At 68.9% G+C, this 14,665-nt stretch carries 13 protein-coding genes and 1 tRNA gene; 13 read left to right on the forward strand and 1 reads right to left on the reverse strand.

The genetic code is table 11. The features are described 5' to 3' along the window. Positions 1-72: 72 nt before the first annotated feature. A tRNA-Met gene (locus AC1HC7_RS00755) sits at positions 73-149 on the reverse strand. A 260-nt stretch (positions 150-409) separates the two neighbouring features. On the opposite strand from AC1HC7_RS00755, the gene AC1HC7_RS00760 reads away from it, so the two are divergent. The 13 genes from AC1HC7_RS00760 to AC1HC7_RS00820 all read left to right on the forward strand — a co-directional run bounded on the left by AC1HC7_RS00760 (position 410) and on the right by AC1HC7_RS00820 (position 14,663). Further along, a complete protein-coding gene (locus tag AC1HC7_RS00760) occupies positions 410-1,384 on the forward strand; it encodes a sugar-binding transcriptional regulator (protein WP_479498137.1) in 975 nt (324 codons plus the stop codon). A gap of 45 nt (positions 1,385-1,429) precedes the next feature. Next, on the forward strand, positions 1,430-2,866 hold the full coding sequence (locus AC1HC7_RS00765; RefSeq protein WP_479498138.1) for an ABC transporter substrate-binding protein: 1,437 nt from the start codon (positions 1,430-1,432) through the stop codon (positions 2,864-2,866). 139 nt (positions 2,867-3,005) lie between these two features. Continuing rightward, entirely contained in the window at positions 3,006-3,929 is a 924-nt protein-coding gene (locus tag AC1HC7_RS00770; RefSeq protein ID WP_479498139.1) for a carbohydrate ABC transporter permease, read from the forward strand. 12 nt (positions 3,930-3,941) lie between these two features. Next, a complete protein-coding gene (locus tag AC1HC7_RS00775; protein ID WP_479498140.1) occupies positions 3,942-4,811 on the forward strand; it encodes a carbohydrate ABC transporter permease in 870 nt (289 codons plus the stop codon). A 5-nt stretch (positions 4,812-4,816) separates the two neighbouring features. Beyond that, positions 4,817-5,953 carry an ABC transporter ATP-binding protein gene (locus tag AC1HC7_RS00780; protein ID WP_479498141.1) on the forward strand — a complete coding sequence of 379 codons (1,137 nt, stop codon included), beginning with the start codon at positions 4,817-4,819 and terminating at the stop codon, positions 5,951-5,953. After that, complete coding sequence (locus tag AC1HC7_RS00785; protein WP_479498142.1) at positions 5,950-7,077, forward strand: ABC transporter ATP-binding protein; 1,128 nt, start codon at positions 5,950-5,952, stop codon at positions 7,075-7,077. Before AC1HC7_RS00780 ends, AC1HC7_RS00785 begins: the two co-directional genes overlap by 4 nt. Further along, entirely contained in the window at positions 7,074-8,660 is a 1,587-nt protein-coding gene (locus AC1HC7_RS00790) for an FGGY family carbohydrate kinase (RefSeq protein ID WP_479498557.1), read from the forward strand. Before AC1HC7_RS00785 ends, AC1HC7_RS00790 begins: the two co-directional genes overlap by 4 nt. Beyond that, positions 8,657-9,718, forward strand: coding sequence for a 2-hydroxyacid dehydrogenase (locus AC1HC7_RS00795; RefSeq protein ID WP_479498144.1), 1,062 nt, complete (start codon positions 8,657-8,659; stop codon positions 9,716-9,718). The genes AC1HC7_RS00790 and AC1HC7_RS00795 overlap by 4 nt, the downstream gene beginning before the upstream one ends. A gap of 44 nt (positions 9,719-9,762) precedes the next feature. Next, a complete protein-coding gene (locus AC1HC7_RS00800; protein WP_479498145.1) occupies positions 9,763-11,304 on the forward strand; it encodes a glycerol-3-phosphate dehydrogenase in 1,542 nt (513 codons plus the stop codon). Further along, positions 11,268-11,828, forward strand: coding sequence for an MlrC C-terminal domain-containing protein (locus tag AC1HC7_RS00805; RefSeq protein WP_479498146.1), 561 nt, complete (start codon positions 11,268-11,270; stop codon positions 11,826-11,828). Before AC1HC7_RS00800 ends, AC1HC7_RS00805 begins: the two co-directional genes overlap by 37 nt. A gap of 4 nt (positions 11,829-11,832) precedes the next feature. After that, on the forward strand, positions 11,833-12,888 hold the full coding sequence (locus AC1HC7_RS00810; protein ID WP_479498147.1) for a D-TA family PLP-dependent enzyme: 1,056 nt from the start codon (positions 11,833-11,835) through the stop codon (positions 12,886-12,888). Positions 12,889-12,982: 94 nt separating this feature from the next. Beyond that, positions 12,983-13,210, forward strand: a complete 228-nt coding sequence (locus tag AC1HC7_RS00815) for a hypothetical protein (RefSeq protein WP_479498148.1) — start codon at positions 12,983-12,985, stop codon at positions 13,208-13,210. Positions 13,211-13,262: 52 nt separating this feature from the next. Then, the gene (locus tag AC1HC7_RS00820) at positions 13,263-14,663 is read left to right on the forward strand and encodes a selenium-binding protein SBP56-related protein (protein ID WP_479498149.1); all 1,401 of its coding nucleotides are present in this window, start codon (positions 13,263-13,265) and stop codon (positions 14,661-14,663) included. The last annotated feature ends 2 nt before the right edge of the window (positions 14,664-14,665 follow it).

Here is a 14,665-nt window from a genome sequence, read left to right on the forward strand (position 1 = left end):
GTTTTATGAGACTAAAAAGAGACTAAACAAAGTGGAGGGTTCAACTGATTCTCGCTAACCCTTTGAAATCTTTGGTAGCGGAGGAGGGACTTGAACCCCCGACACGCGGATTATGATTCCGCTGCTCTAACCAGCTGAGCTACTCCGCCAAAACGTGCGCGTGTTTACGGCGTGGAGACGGTGGCGTCAAGGGACCCGGACGCCCTGCGGCGACGTGGTTTTCAACGCGGTTTGCACGACGCGCGCGGCGGCGGAGTCCGCGCCGCCGCCCAGGCGCGGCGCGGCCGGCGATTCGCGCGCCCCCCAGAAGGATCAAGCGGACGGCGGCGGGTTTCGCTTGACGATTCGCGTGATTTGATGAATTTTTCTTATAGTGAAAAATTTATCTCCAAGGGCGGGCGCAGGGCGAATGGCAGGTTCCGGAAACAGACGCGGCCGAAGCTTCGACAGTTCGCTGGCCACGCGCGCGGCCTGGCTGCATTACGCCGGCGGGCTGACGCAGGCGCAGGTGGCCAAGCGGCTCGGGCTCACCGGGCTGAAGGCGCATCGCCTGATCACGCGCGCCAATCAGGAAGGCATGGTCAAGGTCTTCATCGACGGCGAGGTGTCCGAATGCGTGGCGCTGGAGGACGCGCTGTCGCGCGAATACGGGCTGGACTATTGCGAGGTGACGCCGGAATTCGATCTCGACGACCTGCCGCTGAAGGCGCTGGGGATCGCCGGGGCGCGGTTCCTGAAACGCGAAGTCGAACGCGGCGACGCGCCGGTGATCGGCATCGGCCATGGCCGCACGCTGGCCGCCTGCGTCGACAACCTGCCGGCGATCGCCGCGAACAAAACCGAATTCGTGTCCCTGCTCGGCGGGTTTTCGCGCCGGTTCTCGGCCAACCCCTATGACGTGATCCACCGGCTGGCCGAACGCACCGGCGCGCAGGCCTTCGTCATGCCGGTGCCGTTCTTCGCCAACACCGCGCGCGACCGCGAGGTGCTGCTGAGCCAGCGCGGCATCGGCGAGGTGCTGGAAATGGCGCGCTGCAGCTCGCTCAAGTTCGTCGGGGTCGGATCCGCGGATTCCGGGGCCTCGCTGGTGGAGACCGGCATGATCGAGCTTGCCGAGATCGAGGAGGTGCAGCGCGTCGGCGGCGCCGGCGAACTGCTCGGGCATTTCTTCGACGAGACCGGCGCGCCGGTGGAAACCGCATTGTCGGAACGCACCATGGGGCTGTCGCGCGACGCCCTGCGGGGAACCAGAATTGTCGCCGTCGCCGGCGGCAGAACCAAGACCCGTGCCATCAGGTCTGTCCTGAGGAGCCGCCTGCTGGGCGGCCTCATAACCGACGAGCGTTCGGCACGCGCGCTCGTCTCGGCCCCGTCGGACGACTGACCCGCAAGAAGGCGGCGACCGCGGGATCATGGGAGGAAAACCGAAATGCATGAGAAAGAAAAGGATCTGGTCGGCGCGTTTCTGCGCGGACAGCTTGATCGTCGCGGGCTGATCCGCGGCATGGCGGCGCTGGGCGTCACCGCCTCGACCGCCGGGATGATGCTCAACATGGGCGCGAGCAAGGCGCTGGCGGCGGATTTCGACTGGAAGCGCCATGCCGGGACCAGGCTCAAGCTGCTGCTCAACAAGCATCCCTACACCGACGCGATGATCGCCAATCTCCAGACCTTCAAGGACATGACCGGGATGGAGGTCGAATACGACGTCTTCCCGGAAGACGTCTATTTCGACAAGGTGACGGCGGCGCTGTCGTCGGGATCCACCGAATACGACGCCTTCATGACCGGCGCCTACATGACCTGGACCTACGGCCCGGCGGGCTGGATCGAGGATCTGAACGAATGGATCGCCGACCCGGACAAGACCAATCCGGGCTACGACTGGGACGACATGCTGGAAGGGGTGCGCGCCTCCTGCGCCTGGAACGGCAAGCCCGGCGGCGCGCTGGGATCGCCCGACGCCAAGCAATGGTGCATCCCGTGGGGCTATGAGCAGAACAACCTCAGCTACAACGCCGGAATGCTGAAATCCGCCGGAGTGGCGGCGCCCACCAACATGGGCGAATTGCTGGAGGCGGCCGCCGCGCTGACCAGGGACGGCGTCTACGGCATCGGCGTGCGCGGGTCGCGGTCCTGGGCGACCATCCACCCGGGGTTCCTGTCGGGCTACGCCAATTTCGGCCAGAAGGACCTGCATGTCGCGGCGGACGGCAAACTGTCGGCGGCCATGAACACCGACATGTCCAAGGCTTTCCACGCCGACTGGGTGAAGATGATCCAGGACAGCGGCGCCAAGGACTGGGCCACCCACACCTGGTATCAGGTGGGCACCGATCTCGGGGCCGGAAAATCGGCGATGATCTACGACGCCGACATCCTCGGCTATTTCATGAATGGCGGCGACAACAAGATGGCGGGCAAGCTCGCCTTCGCGCCTTTCGCCGCCAATCCCGAGGCCAGCGCCCCGACCCCCAACATCTGGATCTGGTCGCTGGCGATGTCGTCGTTCTCGCGCCAGAAGGACGCGGCGTGGCATTTCATGCAATGGGCCTCGGGCCCCGAGCACGGGCTGTTCGGCGCCACCAAGAAGGATTTCGTCAATCCGGTGCGCAAATCGGTCTGGGCCGACGAGATGTTCCGCGACCGCCTCAACAGCAGCTATCCCGGCTATGTGGAGATGCACGACGTCTCCGCCCCCGGCGCGAAGATCCAGTTCACCGCGCAGCCGCTGTTCTTCGACCTGACCACCGAATGGGCGTCGACGCTGCAGAAGATGGTGGCCAGGGACGTGCCGGTGGACGAGGGGCTGGACCAGCTCGCCGACAGCGTCAACCGCCAGCTCAAGGACGCAGATCTCGGCTGATCCCGGCGGACATCCACGCCTGACGCGCCCGGCGCCCTTGCGGCGGCGGGCGCGATGACCAAAAATCATCCGCAATCGGCCCGCAGGGGCCGAACCGGCGGGTTTGCGCGAAAGAGACCCTGACCATGGACGCTCCGCTATGACGACGGCGCCGGACCCGAACAGGCGAACGCGGCGATTCAGGATCAGCCGCCGCGCCCTGCCCTACGTGCTGAGCCTGCCGGCGCTGCTGGTCTGCATCGGCATCCTGATCCCGTTCTTCACCGCCGTCTATTATTCGCTGCAGCGCAACCGGCTCAGCCAGCCCTGGGCGAAGAAGATGAACTGGGGCGAGAACTACCTGAATTTCCTCTCCGACCCGGCGTTCTGGAACACCCTCAAGGCGTCGCTGATCTACGCCGGCGTCACCGTGGCGCTGGAACTTCTGTTCGGGCTGGCGATCGCGCTGCTGCTGCAGCGGCGCTCGACGCTCAACAACTTCGTCTCCATCATGCTGCTGATGCCGCTGATGACCGCCCCGGCGCTGGCGGCGCTGATGTGGAAACTGATGACCAATCCGGGTTTCGGCATCCTCAGCTACCTGCTGACGCTGCTGGGGGTCGAGGATTTCCGCTGGGCCTCGTCGCCGAACACGGCGATGCTGACCGTGGTGATCGTCGACATCTGGGTCTACACGCCCTTCATCATGATCCTGCTTCTGGCCGGGCTGCGATCCCTGCCCACCCAGCCCTTCGAGGCCGCGGCGCTCGACGGCGTGCCGCGCTGGCAGCAGTTTTCGCGCATCACCCTGCCCATGCTGACGCCCTATCTGCTGACCGCGGCGCTGTTCAGACTGCTGGAATCGATCCAGCAATTCGACATCATCTACGCCATGACCCAGGGCGGACCCGGCGACGCGCTGACGGTGTTCCAGGTGGAGGCCTATCTGAATTTCTTCCAGTCCACCAATGTGGGGCGCTCCTCGGCGCTGCTGCTGGTGCTCTGGGCGATCACCTATTTCATCTCCTCGATCTTCATCAAGAACTGGCTGCGGCTGCGCGAACGCGCCCGCGGCGACGCGTGAGGGAGACGGATCATGACCAATGACCTGCAATACGGATCCACCGCGGAACGGCTGTTCCGCGGGATCGCGCTGGCGCTGATCGTGCTGTTCTTCATGTTTCCGATCCTGTGGATCTTCCTGATGTCGTTCCAGACCAACGAGACCATCCTGCAGGTGCCGCCCTCGGTGATCTTCGCGCCGACGCTGGAAAACTATCAGGCGCTGATCACCGGCGAGCTCAAGACCGCCGCCGCCTCGCTTGAAATCAACTTCATGCGCAATCTGGGCAATTCGGTGTTCCTGTCGGTGACCTCGGTGGCGCTGGCGCTGCTGCTCGGGGTGCCGGCGGCCTACGCCTTCGCGCGCCACAAGTTCAAGGGGTCCGAGGACATCGCCTTCACCCTGCTGTCGTTCCGCTTCGCGCCGCCGCTGCTGGTGCTGCTGCCGCTGTCGCTGTATTTCCAGCAGATCGGGCTGGCGGACACCTATCTGGGGCTGATCTGGGTCTATCAGCTGATCTGCCTGCCGCTGATCCTGTGGATCGTGCGCGGGTATTTCGAGGACATCCCCGTGGACATCGAATACGCCTACCGCATCGCCGGGCATTCCTGGTTCGCCACCTTCCGGCGCATCGCCCTGCCGCTGGCCGGGCCGGGGATCGCCGCCGCCGGGCTGCTGGCCTTCATCTTCGCGTGGAACAACTTCATCTTCGCGCTGGTGCTGGCCTCGGCCGACAAGCAGCCGGTGACCGTGGGGGCGCTGGCCTTCATCACCGCCTCGGGCATTCAATACGGGCAGATCGCCGCCGGCATCGTGCTGTCGATCGCGCCGACCCTGGCGCTGGCGCTTTACGCCCAGCGCTATCTGGTCGAGGGCCTGTCCCTCGGCGCCGTGAAAGGATGATGGCGATGCGCGCGTTCTCGCTGATCAATGTCGCCAAGCGCTACAAGGGCGACGTCGTGCTCGACGAGGTGTCCTTCGACGCGGCCCCGGGGGAAACCATCGTGCTGTTCGGGCCCTCGGGCGCGGGCAAGACCGTGCTGCTGCGCCTGCTCGCCGGGGTGATCGAGCCGGATTCGGGCCAGGTGCGCATCGCCGGGCGCGACATGGCCGAAGTCGAACCCGAAGATCGCGGCATCGGCATGGCGTTCCAGAACTTCGCCCTGTTTCCGCACATGAGCGCTTTTGACAACATCGCCAGCCCGCTGGCGGCGCGCCGCCGGTCGCGCGCCCGGATCAAGGCCGGGGTGGACAGCGTCGCCCGGCTGCTGAAGATCGACCAGGTGCTCGACCACATGCCGCGCGCGCTGTCCAACGGCCAGAAGCAGCGCACCGCGCTGGCCCGGGCGCTGGTGGGGGATCCGGCGCTGCTGCTGCTCGACGATCCGCTGCGCAACGTCGACGCCAAGCTGCGCTTCGAGATGCGCCTGGAACTGCCGCGCCTGCTCGCCGATCGCGGCGCGACGGTGGTCTACGTCACCCAGGACTACAAGGAGGCCATGGCCCTGGGCGACCGCATCGTGGTGATGGAGGCCGGCGCGATCCGCCAGATCGGCACGCCCGCCGACATCTATCTGGCGCCCGGCAGCATCGACATCGCCCGCCTGTTCGGCGACCCCGCCATCAACCTGTTCGACGTGACCCCGAAAGCCGACGCGCAGGGCCTGTTCGCGACGCTGTCCGGCACGCCGGTGCGGCTTGATCAGACGCCGGGCGCGGCGCAGGCCGGCGGGGGGGCGCTGGGCGGCGACTGCGTGCTCGGCCTGCGCCCCGAGGCGATCCGCTTCGCGCCGCCCGACGCCCCCGGCGCGGCCCCGGTGACCATCGAGGCCGAGACCCCGCTGAACGAAAAGACCGTGACCCTGGCGCTGACCGCCGGCGGGCGCGAGATCCTGATATCCCGCCCCGCCGGCGCCCCCGGCCCGAAAACCGGCGTCGCGCATATCGTGTTCGACGCCGGCGCCGCGATGCTGTTTTCGCGCGACAGCGGCCTGCGCATCGGCGCCGGCGCCGGCGGCGCGGCCCGCAACGGAGAAGCCGCATGACCGACACGGCCCTGTCCCTCAGCAACGTGGACAAGTTCTACGGCGCCGTTGACGTCGGCGTGCACGCGGTGCGCGACCTGTCCATGGACGTGGCGCGCGGCGAGATCGTGGCGCTGCTCGGCTCCTCGGGCTGCGGCAAGACCTCGATCCTGCGCATGATCGCCGGGTTCGAGGCGGCGTCGCGCGGCTCGATCGCGCTGGCCGGGCGCGACATCCACCGCCTGCCGCCGGTCAGGCGCAACGTCGCCATGGCCTTCGAGGGCTATTCGCTCTACCCGCCGCTGACCCTGCGCGACAACATCGCCTTCGCGCTGAAATCGACGCGGCTGCCCGCCGGCGAGGTGGCCGCGCGCGTCGACGAGGTGGCGCGGATGCTGGAGATCGCGGACATTCTCGACCGCTTTCCCAGTTCGGTCTCCGGCGGCCAGCAGCAGCGCGCCTCGCTCGCCCGCGCGCTGATCCGCAACGCCGATCTGCACCTGCTCGACGAACCCATGGGCCAGCTCGAACCCCAGCTGCGCGCGGTGCTGCGCGGGCGGCTGAAACACTTCATCAAGGACCGCGGGCTTACGGTGATCCTGGTGACCCATGACCAGACCGAGGCCAACGCGCTCGCCGATCGCATCGCGGTGATGGAGGACGGCGTGCTGCAGCAATTCGACGCCCCCGAGGCGATCCGCAAACGCCCCGCCAACCTGTTCACCGGGACCTTCGTGGGCGAACCGCCGATGAATGTCTTTGACGCCGAGGTGCGCGCCGAGGGCGACAGGCTGCGCTTCGCGCTCGGCGGCGGCGCGGCGCTGGACTATGATCAGGCCGCCTTCGCCCCGGCGGTGCGCGCCGCCATGCTGATGCGCGACCGCGTGGCGATCGGCGTGCGCCCCTACGCGGTGCGCCGCGACGCCGGCGGCGTGGCGGCGCGGGTCGCGGCCAATCAGTGGCTTGGGGACCAGAGCCACATCGCCGCGGCGTTGGGCGACGATCCGGTGATCCTGGTGGAGCACAAGCGCGCCGATCTGGCCCGGGGCGATGCCATCAGCATCAGGCTCGACCCCGCCAGCCTGCACGTGTTCGACGCCGCCAGCGGGGCCGCCATCGCCCATGGGCCGGAGCTGGCGACATGACCGAAGGCGGCGGGCGGGACGCGATCATCGGCATCGACGCCGGCACCTCGATGATCAAGGCGGTGGCCTTCGATCTCGACGGCGCCCAGATCGCCGCCCACGCCGCGCCCAACCGTTACCGGACCCTGCCCGGCGGCGGCGCGGTGCAGGACATGGCCTGGACCTGGGACGAGACCGCCGCCGTGCTGCGCGGCCTGCTGGAACGCAATCCCGGGCTGGGCGGGCGCGCCGCGGCGCTGGCGGTCACCGGACAGGGCGACGGCACATGGCTGATCGACGCCGCCGGCGCGCCGGTCGGCCCCGCCTGGCTGTGGCTGGACGCGCGCGCCGCCGGGATCGTCGACGCCCTGCGCGCCGGCCCCGCGGACGCGGCGCGCTACGCAATCAACGGCTGCGGGCTGGCCGCCTGCCAGCAGGGGCCGCAGCTGCTGTGGATGCGGGCCCGCGCGCCGGCGCTGATCGCGCGCGCCGCCACCGCGATGCATTGCAAGGACTGGCTGTATTTCAACCTCACCGGGGAACGCGCGACCGACCCGTCCGAGGGCTGCTTTTCCTTTGGCGGCTATCGCGACCGGGCCTATAGCGACGCGGTGATCGAGGCGCTTGACCTGCGGGACTGCAAGCGGCTGCTGCCGCCGATGATCGACGGCGCGCGCGAAACCGCGCCGCTTTGCGCGCAGGGCGCGGCGGCGACCGGACTGCCCCGGGGCCTGCCGGTTGCGCTGGGCCATGTGGACGTGGTCTGCACGGCGCTGGGCGCCGGGCTGCTCGCCCCCGCCGAGGGCGCGCGCGGCGGGGCCGGCTGCTCGGTGGTCGGCTCCACCGGCATGCAGATGCGTCTGGCGCGCGGGGCCGACGCGGTGGCGCTGACCCCGGAACGCACCGGCTATGTCATGCTGCTGCCCGTCCCCGGGGCCTATGCGCAGATGCAGTCGAACATGGCGGCGACGCTCAACATCGACTGGCTGCTGGACCTGGCCATCGAGGTGCTGGCGGATCAGGGCGTGACCCGGACCCGCGCCGACCTGATCCCCATGCTCGACGACAAGGTGGCCGCCGCCGCCCCGGCGCGGATGCTGTTCCAGCCCTACGTGTCCGAGGCCGGCGAGCGCGGCCCCTTCGTGGAGCCCGCCGCGCGCGCCGGCTTCGTGGGGCTGAACGCGGGGCACGGCTTCGGCGATCTGATGCGCGGGGTCTACGAGGGCCTCGCCTTCGCCGCGCGCGACTGCTTTGACGCCATGGGCGGCGCGCCCGGCGAACTGCGCCTCACCGGCGGCGCCGCGCGCAGCGCCGCGCTGCGCCGCATCTTCGCCGCCGCGCTGGGGGCCGGGGTGCGCGTTTCGGCGCGCGCCGAGGCCGGGGCGGCGGGGGCGGCGATGATGGCCAGCGCCGCCATCGGCGCCAGCGACGGGGTCGAGCCCTGCGCCGCGACCTGGGCGACCCCGCTGCTGGGCGATCTGGAACCCCCGGATCCGGCGCTGGCGGCGATCTATGACGAAACCTATCCGGCCTATCTGGCGGCGCGCGCCGCGCTGCGTCCGGTCTGGAAATCCATGGCCGATCGGGCCGGGAGCGACGCATGACCATCCAGAAGCCCGCTCAAAACCCCACCGTGGCGATCATCGGCGATCTGTTCATGCTGCCCGAGATCTTCCGCGACAGGATCGAGGCGGCCTGCGGCGCCGGGCTGCGCTATCGCGAGATGCGTCAGAACTGGCCCGATGAGCCCGTGGAGCACGGCTATGCGGCCCCGGGCATGGACGGGTTGAAGGAATACTTTGGCGACGCCGATGAAATCGTTGATTTCATTGGCGATGCGGAAATCCTCGTCACCCATCTCGCGCCCATGTCGGCGGCGATGATGGACCGCCTGCCCGGCCTGCGGCTGCTGGCGGTGTCGCGCGGCGGCCCGGTCAATATCGACATGACCGCGGCGCGGGCGCGCGGGCTGAAGGTGGTCAACGTCCCCGGGCGCAACGCCTCGGCGGTGGCCGAATTCACCATCGGCGCGATCATCGCCGAAACCCGGCTGATCCGCGCCGGGCACGAGGCCCTGCGCAACGGGGTCTGGCGCGGCGATCTCTATCGCGCCGACCGCGCCGGGCGCGAGATCAACGAGATGACCATCGGGGTGATCGGCTACGGCAACGTGGGCGCGAAGGTGGTGACGCTGCTGCGCGCCTTCGGGGCCCGGGTGCTGGTCTGCGACCCCTATGTGCAGCTCTCGCCCGAGGATCGCCTGGCCGGGGTCGAACACGTGGCGCTGGACGCGCTGCTGGAAAAATCCGACGTGGTGTCCCTGCACCCCCGCGTCACCGAGGAGACCCGCGCCATGATGGACGCGGCGGCCTTCGCGCGCATGAAACCCGGCGCGGTGTTCGTCAACACGGCGCGCGGGCCGCTGGTCGATTATGACGCGTTGCACGCGGCGCTCGTCTCCGGCCATCTGGGCGGCGCCATGCTTGAAACCTTCGCCGTCGAACCCGTCCCCGCCGATCTGCCGCTGCTGAAGCTGCCCAACGTGACGCTGACCCCCCATATCGCCGGCGCGTCGCTGCGCACCGTCACCTTCGCCGCCGAACAGGCCGCCGAGGAGGTGCGCCGCCATCTCGCCGGGCAGCCCCCGGCGAACCCCTGCTGATCAAGCCCCGCGGCGCGCCGCACCCGGCGAGAGGAGTCAAGACCGTGACCGAACCATCCGGCATCGTTGATGTCTTCGTCATCGGCGGCGGCATCAACGGCGCCGGGATCGCGCGCGACGCGGCGGGACGCGGGCTGTCGGTCACCCTGTGCGAAAAGGGCGATCTCGCCGAACACACCTCATCGCGCTCGGGCAAGCTGATCCATGGCGGGCTGCGCTATCTCGAATACTATGAATTCCGCCTGGTGCGCGAGGCGCTGATCGAACGCGAGGTGCTGCTGCGCGCCGCGCCGCACATCATCTGGCCCATGCGCTTCGTGCTGCCCCACAGCCCCGCCGACCGGCCCGCCTGGCTGATCCGGCTGGGGCTGTTTCTCTACGACCATCTGGGCGGGCGCAAGCTGCTGGCGGGCACGCGCGCGCTGGATCTGCGCAGCGCCCCCGAGGGCGCGCCGATCAAGCCCGAATACCGCAAGGCCTTCGAATACTCCGACTGCTGGGTCGATGACGCGCGGCTGGTGGCGCTGAGCGCGCTGGACGCCGCCGAGCGGGGCGCCGAGGTGCTGACCCGCACGGCCTGCCTGTCGGCGCGGCGCGAGGCCGGGCTGTGGGTCCTGCGCCTGCGCGACGCCGCCGGGGGCGAAACCACGCGCCGCGCCCGGGCGCTGGTCAACGCCGCCGGCCCCTGGGTCAATGACGTGATCGGCCGCGTCGCCGGGGCCAACGCCGCGCGCAAGGTGCGGCTGGTGAAGGGCAGCCACATCGTCACCCGGAAATTCTGGGAGGGCGAACAGGCCTATCTGGTGCAGAACCACGACCGCCGGGTGATTTTCGTCAACCCCTACGAGGGCGACAAGGCGCTGATCGGCACCACCGACATCCCCTATGACGGCGCCCCTGAGGACGCCGCCCCCGACGAGGCCGAAATCGCCTATCTGCTGGCGGCGGTGAACCGTTATTTTCGCAATCAGCTGACAAGGGCGGATGTGCTGCACGCGTTCTCCGGGGTGCGCCCGCTGCAGGATGACGACGAGGCCAATCCCAGCGCCGTCACCCGCGACTACGAATTCGACCTCGACGGCCAGCCGGGAGAGGCGCCCCTGCTGTCGGTGTTCGGGGGCAAGATCACCACGTTCCGCCGTTTGTCGGAACAGGCGATGGGCCGGCTGCGGCCGTATTTCGGCGACATGGCGCGGGACTGGACCGCCGCCGCCGCCCTGCCCGGCGGCGACATCCCCGGCGCGGATTTCGCCGGTTTTCGCGACGCGCTGGCGCGGCGGCATCCATGGGCGCCGGACACGCTGATCGGCCATTATGCGCGGCTCTACGGCACGCGCGCCGAGGCGCTGCTGGCGGGCGCCGGGTCGCTGGACGGGCTCGGGCGCCGCTTCGGCCCGGATTTTCACCAGCGCGAGGCGGAATATCTGATCGCCGCCGAATGGGCCCGCGCCCCCGAGGACATACTTGAACGCCGCACCAAGCACGGGCTGCGCATGAGCGCCGGGGAGATACGGGATTTCGCGGATTGGCTCCGCCGGACCGGCGGGCAATGCGCCCCGGCCGAAAACCACGCCGCAAGGCGCTGATCCCCCTGAAAAACAGCCGAATCCGGCGCCGACGCAGGGCGAGAAAGGGCCTGGCGCAGCCCGCCGTCGCGGCCCCGTATGGGCGGGCGACGGCAACGCTGTCGGGTGATGCGGCCGGGGCGGCGTTCGACGATAGGGCGAACACCGCGTCGCCCTCGGCCAGCGTCGAGGCCGTCCGCCGGCTGGTCCCCGAGGCCGCGCAAGACTTCGCCGCCAGCCCGGCGGCGCCGGGCGATTGCGCGCTGATCGCGCTCGACGGGCTGCATGCGGCGCATGACGCCATGCGCGGCCAGACGTTCAATCCCGACGCGTTGTCCAATCTCGCGCTTGACCCGCCGCCCCGAAAGCTGCTTGTGGTGAAACCCGGCGATCATGTCCAAGGCGGCTTCGCCGCGATCGCGTCTCACATCCCGAATGCGGCGGCGAACGGCCCCCTGTCCCAACGCCCCCGCGCCAACGCCCATGCGCGGCTGACGCCCCCGATACGGCCGATCGTCGCCGCCCCGCGCACCCCCGGAGGCTGAGCCCGTGTTTCCCGAAATCGACACCCCCGCCGTGCTGATCGACATGGACGTGGCCGAGGCCAACATCGCCCGCTATCAAGCCTATTGCGACGGCTGGGGCATCGCCCTGCGCCCCCATGTCAAGACCCACAAGCTGGTTACGCTGGCGCGCCGCCAGATCGCGGCGGGCGCCGTGGGGATCACCTGCCAGAAGATCTCCGAGGCCGAAGCGATGATCGCCGACGGCGGCGTTGACGACGTGCTGATCACCTACGACATCCTCGGCGCGACGAAGCTGGCGCGGCTGCGGGCGCTGGCGGGCCGGGTGCGCCTGACGGTGACGGCCGACAATCCGGAGGTGGTCGCGGGGCTGTCCGGCGCCTTCGCCGACGCCCCCGCGCCGCTGCCGGTGATGGTGGAATGCGACACGGGCGCCGGGCGCTGCGGCGTGCAGACCCCGGACGCGGCGCGCGATCTGGCGCTGGCCATCGCCGCGGCCCCGGGGCTGGCGTTCGCCGGGCTGATGACCTACCCGCCGGCGGGCGGCGGCGGCGCGCTGCAGGACTGGCTCGCGCGCGCGAAAAAGCTGTGCGAGGCGGCGGGGCTGCGCGTGGCCGCGGTCTCGGGCGGCGGCTCGCCGGACATGTGGCGCGCCCATGAAATCCCGGTGGTCAGCGAATACCGCATCGGCACATATGTCTACAACGACCGCTCGCTGGCGGCGGCGGGCGTCTGCGGCTGGGACGACTGCGCGCTGAGCGTGCTGGCGAGCGTGGTCTCCACCCCCGCGCCGGGCCGCGCCATCATCGACGCCGGGTCCAAGACGCTGACCTCCGACCTGCTGGGGCTGGAGGGGCACGGGCATGTGCTCGGCCGCCCCGACATCGCCATCGACCAGCTGTCCGAGGAGCACGGGCGCCTGACCGCGGCCGGGCCGATCGGTCTGGCGGTCGGCGACCGGGTGCGGATCGTGCCCAACCACGCCTGCGTGGTCAGCAACCTGTTCGACGAGGTGATCGCGCTGCGCGGCGACGCCGTCATCGGCCCGGTCCCCGTGGCGGCGCGCGGTCAGGTCTGGTGAAACCCGCGCCGGGCGCAACGGTTTCAATGACATATCTTCAACGGCGCCGCCGTGCTGAAGCCGGAATTCGCCCCGCTTGGCGCCGCGATCCGCAATGCAACATGGCGACCACGCGGCGCCGGGCAAGTCGAACCCTGAATGTCGCGCGCTGCAATGCCGAGAAACCGAAAAACGTTCATCAGGCATTACTGGCGCGTCATTCAGCGTCGCCCGCCCCGGCGCGCCGCGCTCTGCGGGCATCGCGATCCATGCGAGAAACACCTTGACGGATATTGCCGGCATCGAACACGGTGCACGGGTCGAGCGCGCCGCAACCCAATAAGATCACAATTGGATTTGTCCAGAATCGCGACGCCCCGCAGGGAGAAATTCGCATGAACCTCAGACCAGACCCCACGTTTCACCCATCGCCGAAACTGGCCATGGAGGCCCCGGCCGAAACCCTGGCCTACACGCTGATGCTCAGCCCCGACGCCTCGCAGCCCGACGGGCTTGCGGTCATCGACGTGGATCCGGGCTCGGCGGAGTACGGCAAGGTCGTGCATACGGTGATCATGCCCAACAAGGGCGACGAATTTCACCATTTCGGCTGGAACGCCTGTTCGTCGGCGCTGTCGCCGCTCAGCGGCCACGCGTTTCTGGAACGGCGCTACCTGATCATCCCCGGCATCCGGTCCTCGCGCATCTACGTCATCGACGTGAAGGGCGGGCCGAAGGCGGCGAAGATTCACAAGATCATCGAACCCGAGGAAGTGTTCGCCAAGACCGGCTATTCGCGCCCGCACACCATCCATTGCGGGCCCGAGGGGATCTATGTCTCCACCCTTGGCGGCGGCGGCGAGGACGGCACCGACGGCCCCCCGGGCATCTTCATAATGGATTGCGAGACCTTCGACGTCATCGGCCGCTACGAAATGGACCGCGGCGAACAGGACAAGCATTACGATTTCTGGTGGAACCTGCCGCGCGACTACATGGTGTCGAGCGAATGGGGCCTGCCGCCGCAATACGAAAACGGCATCGTGCCCGAACAGCTGCTGTCCAACAAATACGGCCACAAGCTGCATTTCTGGGATCTGAGCGCGCGCAAGAACGTGCAGACCATCGATCTGGGGGCCAATCACCAGATGGCGCTGGAGGTCCGCCCCGCCCATGATCCGGTGAAGGAATACGGATTTCTCGGCGTGGTGGTGGACACCGAGAATCTCGAAGGTTCGATCTGGACCTGGTGGCGCGAGGACGGCAAGTTCCACATCAAGAAGACCGCCGCCATCCCGCCCGAACCCGCCGAGGCCGACGACCTGCCGGAACTGCTCAAGGGGTTCGGCGCGGTGCCGCCGCTGGTCACCGACATCGACCTGTCGCTGGACGACAAGTATCTTTACGTGGCCTGCTGGGGCACAGGCGAGCTGCGCCAATACGACGTGACCGACCCCATGGCCCCGAAGCTGACCGGGACCGTGCAGGTGGGCGGGATCACCCGCAAGGCGAAGCATCCGGGCGGCCATGACTTCAAGGGCGGACCGCAGATGCTGGAAATCAGCCGCGACGGCAAGCGGGTCTACTGGACCAACTCGCTGTATTCGACCTGGGACGATCAGTTCTACCCCGACGGCGTGCCCGCGGCCATGGTCAAGGCCGATGTGGGCGCCGATGGCGGGCTGACGCTGGACAAGGATTTCTGGGTCGAGTTCCCCGAGGGCTACCGCGCGCACCAGATCCGGCTCGAAGGCGGCGACTGTTCGACCGACAGCTTCTGCTACCCGTCAGCCTGACC

It is taken from the genome of Oceanicella sp., assembly GCF_056449545.1.

Coding starts and splice junctions, on each gene's coding strand:
- AC1HC7_RS00765 (WP_479498138.1), top strand. CDS start 1,430: ATGCATGAGAAAGAAAAGGATCTGGTCGGCGCGTTTCTGCGCGGACAG.
- AC1HC7_RS00770 (WP_479498139.1), top strand. CDS start 3,006: ATGACGACGGCGCCGGACCCGAACAGGCGAACGCGGCGATTCAGGATC.
- AC1HC7_RS00790 (WP_479498557.1), top strand. CDS start 7,074: ATGACCGAAGGCGGCGGGCGGGACGCGATCATCGGCATCGACGCCGGC.
- AC1HC7_RS00780 (WP_479498141.1), top strand. CDS start 4,817: ATGCGCGCGTTCTCGCTGATCAATGTCGCCAAGCGCTACAAGGGCGAC.
- AC1HC7_RS00775 (WP_479498140.1), top strand. CDS start 3,942: ATGACCAATGACCTGCAATACGGATCCACCGCGGAACGGCTGTTCCGC.
- AC1HC7_RS00785 (WP_479498142.1), top strand. CDS start 5,950: ATGACCGACACGGCCCTGTCCCTCAGCAACGTGGACAAGTTCTACGGC.
- AC1HC7_RS00760 (WP_479498137.1), top strand. CDS start 410: ATGGCAGGTTCCGGAAACAGACGCGGCCGAAGCTTCGACAGTTCGCTG.
- AC1HC7_RS00805 (WP_479498146.1), top strand. CDS start 11,268: ATGCGCCCCGGCCGAAAACCACGCCGCAAGGCGCTGATCCCCCTGAAA.
- AC1HC7_RS00795 (WP_479498144.1), top strand. CDS start 8,657: ATGACCATCCAGAAGCCCGCTCAAAACCCCACCGTGGCGATCATCGGC.
- AC1HC7_RS00820 (WP_479498149.1), top strand. CDS start 13,263: ATGAACCTCAGACCAGACCCCACGTTTCACCCATCGCCGAAACTGGCC.
- AC1HC7_RS00815 (WP_479498148.1), top strand. CDS start 12,983: ATGCAACATGGCGACCACGCGGCGCCGGGCAAGTCGAACCCTGAATGT.